Below are 3,072 nucleotides of genomic sequence, written 5' to 3' on the forward strand. Positions count from 1 at the left end.
TAAGAAGCTTTGCAGTCTGTTCACTCTGCTGTTCGTTGCGGGTTGAGAAAACCATGGGATAAAGGATAGTCGCTGCAAGGGAAAGGTACTATTCTCTTTCTCTGTCCAGCAGTTTTTTAGGAATTACGCAATTAGCCCGCGCTCAAAAGGCTCCATTGCTGTTGGTCCTTTGTATGCCTTAGCAATAATTTCTTTGCACCATTTTTCAGGGTTTTGGGCCCTCTTAGCCCATGATGCTAATGTATCCCAAAGCAGGTCGAAGCTCTCAAAGGGAATCGCTGTTACACCTCTATGCACCCACTTTGCAGATGCGCTTTGTTCGTCTCCTTGCTCAAAAGCATAAATTTTATGCTGTACAGATTTACTGTTTAACGCTTCCAATAAATACTGGACTGGCGGGTCGTCAGCAGAGTAACCAATGAATACGATTGTGTATCGTTCAAGCACTTCTTTGAAAAACGAGGTTGCCCAGCCATCAGATAAATATGCCCTGCCATACTGGGAACTGGTCAGGACAAAACCGGAGCCTTCCGAGTCTGAGCCTGTATAGTCATTATTGACTCTGCCATGAAGATAGGTGATGCCATCAAGGGTATCGCCAGCAGAGAGATTGGGGAGTTTTGGAGGCTGATATGTTTTTACGTTCGGGTCGCAATCTTCAAATAATTGGTCAAAATTTGTTGTGACAAGATGAGTCTGCCCTGATTCTGTCGTTGCCAGCTGTAAGATGGTTCTGTGAGAATCAAGGTAGTTTTCATTACTAGGATCTGGCTTTAGGACACGAGCCACTTCCTGCTCAATATCTTCCAGAAAGAAGTCCCGTTCAAGCAGGCCAAATACTCGATCCCCAGAAATAAGACCGCTTTCGTTTAATTGTTTTAATTCTTCTAGTCGCTTCAACTCTTCAGGGTGATCGGGTTTTTCTAATTTTCTTATGTCATCGATTACTCTTTGTGCGCCATAAAATGCTTTATAGGCAGGACTATGTTGAGAAGCCCCCAGTTCACTGATGACTTGCTTGGTTAAGCCGCTAAAGTCAGGAAGTTTGGCAGAGTTTTGAGAAATTCCCGCACCACAAAAGAATACAACTCTACCCTCATCCCTAGCTTTTAGTAGCTCACCTGGAATGGAAGGTCCATTTTTGATGAATTGCATTGAGCATACCTCATGAAAGATGCCTGAATTCTTTCATGATGAATTGACTATTTTCAATGACGGTTGTCAGAGAGATGCTCTGCTGTGGTAGATAATAAAAGTAAGGAGGGGATAGAAGTTAATTGAGACAGTACGGAAAAAAGGAGACGCATTAGCAGGCGAAAAACTGCAGATACAAAAAAGCCCCAGACTAGTCTGAGGCTTTCAAGTGCCTGAATGAACAGGGCTTTTGTATGGTGCCGGCACCAAGAGTCGAACTCGGGACCCACTGATTACAAGTGGCACTTTTTAGCAATATCGTACTGTTTCAAACATTCCCAAAATATGCCTGAAGCCCTTGCACATAAAGGGTTAACAGTATTTTTTTGTTTAATTCATACATGAACTGTTTCACAAAATCTCGATAGAAACCTATAGTGCTAGCAATGCAAGTTTTTTGAGAAAAATAGTTGATGCTGGCTTCTCCTCAAAAAAGAACAACCGTGCTTACTGATGCAGAAATTAGGAGTCTGACAGAAGGCAAAACCATTTCAGAATCACTCGGACGAGGGAATGGTACCCTGTTGTTTTGGCGGGCTAGTGGGGCAATTCAAAGTTATTACCGTTATTACAAAGGCAATAGTCCAACGCTGATTTTGATGGGTCGCTATAGGGAGAAAAAAAGCACTGGAGGCTTCTCCTTATTAGACTGCAGGGAAAAAGCTCATGAGTGGGCCAGGTTGAAACGCTCTATCGCACCCAGGGATCTCAAAGAGTATCTGCATTTACAGTCTGAAAAGCTGGCTGCTGAGCAGAAAGAAGCCATCCGAAAAGCCGAAGAAGAAGCCAGTAGAGGCACTTTGGCTGACTTATTAAATAGCTACATTGATCAGATGCGTATTGATGGAAAGGTCAGTGTGAATGAAACCTGGCGTTCTTTTCAGACCAATATCACCAAGCCGTTGCCCCATTTACTGGAGAAGCGGGCAAAAGATATTACACCGGATGACATCGTAGATATTCTTGCGCCTCTTGCTGATAGAGGGGCCAATGTTCAAATGAATCGGGTGCGTGCTTCACTTCATGCAGCCTTCGTTTACGGGGCTCATGCAGACTATGACCCCACCAGGCGTGGACATAAGAGATATTATCTCACCGGTAATCCCGTCTCTTTAACGAGAAAAGATACCTCTGCAGAGAATACGATTGATCGTATTTTATCCGATGAGGAGTTGCAGGATTTATATCTCAATGTGCATAAAACGTACAAGGTCGGCATTGTGCTGTCCTCATTGGTAAAAATGATGGTGGCAACTGCAGGCCAAAGGCCCCAGGCATTAATTCGTACTTTATGGAAAGACTACGACTTCAAACGGCGGTGCGTTTCACTGGTTGAGAGAAAAGGAAAAGGGGGTGTTCGAAAGCATGTTATACCTCTTACTGCGAGACTGATAAGAGTATCGCGAGTGTTACAGGCTCATAATGGTGACTTACCAGGACCTTTCTACAGCAGTCCAGACAAAGAAATACGACTGGATACCCTGAAGAATGTTTTTATCCGCTGGCATGAAGATCGAGTTGAAAAAACCAGGCAGGCAGGACTGCCAGAGCCTGAAAAATTTACTGCAAGGGACATCAGAAGAACAGCCAACTATCTACTGACCGATGCAGGGGTAAGGCCAGAAGACAGTAACCTACTCCAGTCGCATGGCCAAACCGGCATTGTTAAAAAACACTATGACCGCCATCACCATTTACCCGCCAAGCGTGCCGCTATTCGGCTCTATGAAAAAGAGCTGAGTCGTTTGCTTACACTCGATTCTGCAGTTTTTCTCACTTGACAATCAGGCTGCATCCAATAATTCAAATTTCCCAGCATGAGATTTGAGTGATTCCGTAGGCTCCCGTTTACCAAGATCTCGCCCCGCCATATGCCTA

General features: G+C 44.3%; 2 protein-coding genes. One reads left to right on the top strand and one right to left on the bottom strand.

Translation table 11 applies throughout. From position 1 onward, the window contains the following. Positions 1-123 precede the first annotated feature (123 nt). Positions 124-1,155 carry an SIR2 family protein gene (locus ACR2PX_RS22525; protein WP_434001598.1) on the bottom strand — a complete coding sequence of 344 codons (1,032 nt, stop codon included), beginning with the start codon at positions 1,153-1,155 and terminating at the stop codon, positions 124-126. A gap of 482 nt (positions 1,156-1,637) precedes the next feature. On the opposite strand from ACR2PX_RS22525, the gene ACR2PX_RS22530 reads away from it, so the two are divergent. Further along, complete coding sequence (locus ACR2PX_RS22530; protein WP_434001599.1) at positions 1,638-2,975, top strand: tyrosine-type recombinase/integrase; 1,338 nt, start codon at positions 1,638-1,640, stop codon at positions 2,973-2,975. The last annotated feature ends 97 nt before the right edge of the window (positions 2,976-3,072 follow it).

Source organism: Endozoicomonas sp. (assembly GCF_051008435.1).
GTDB lineage: Bacteria > Pseudomonadota > Gammaproteobacteria > Pseudomonadales > Endozoicomonadaceae > Endozoicomonas_A.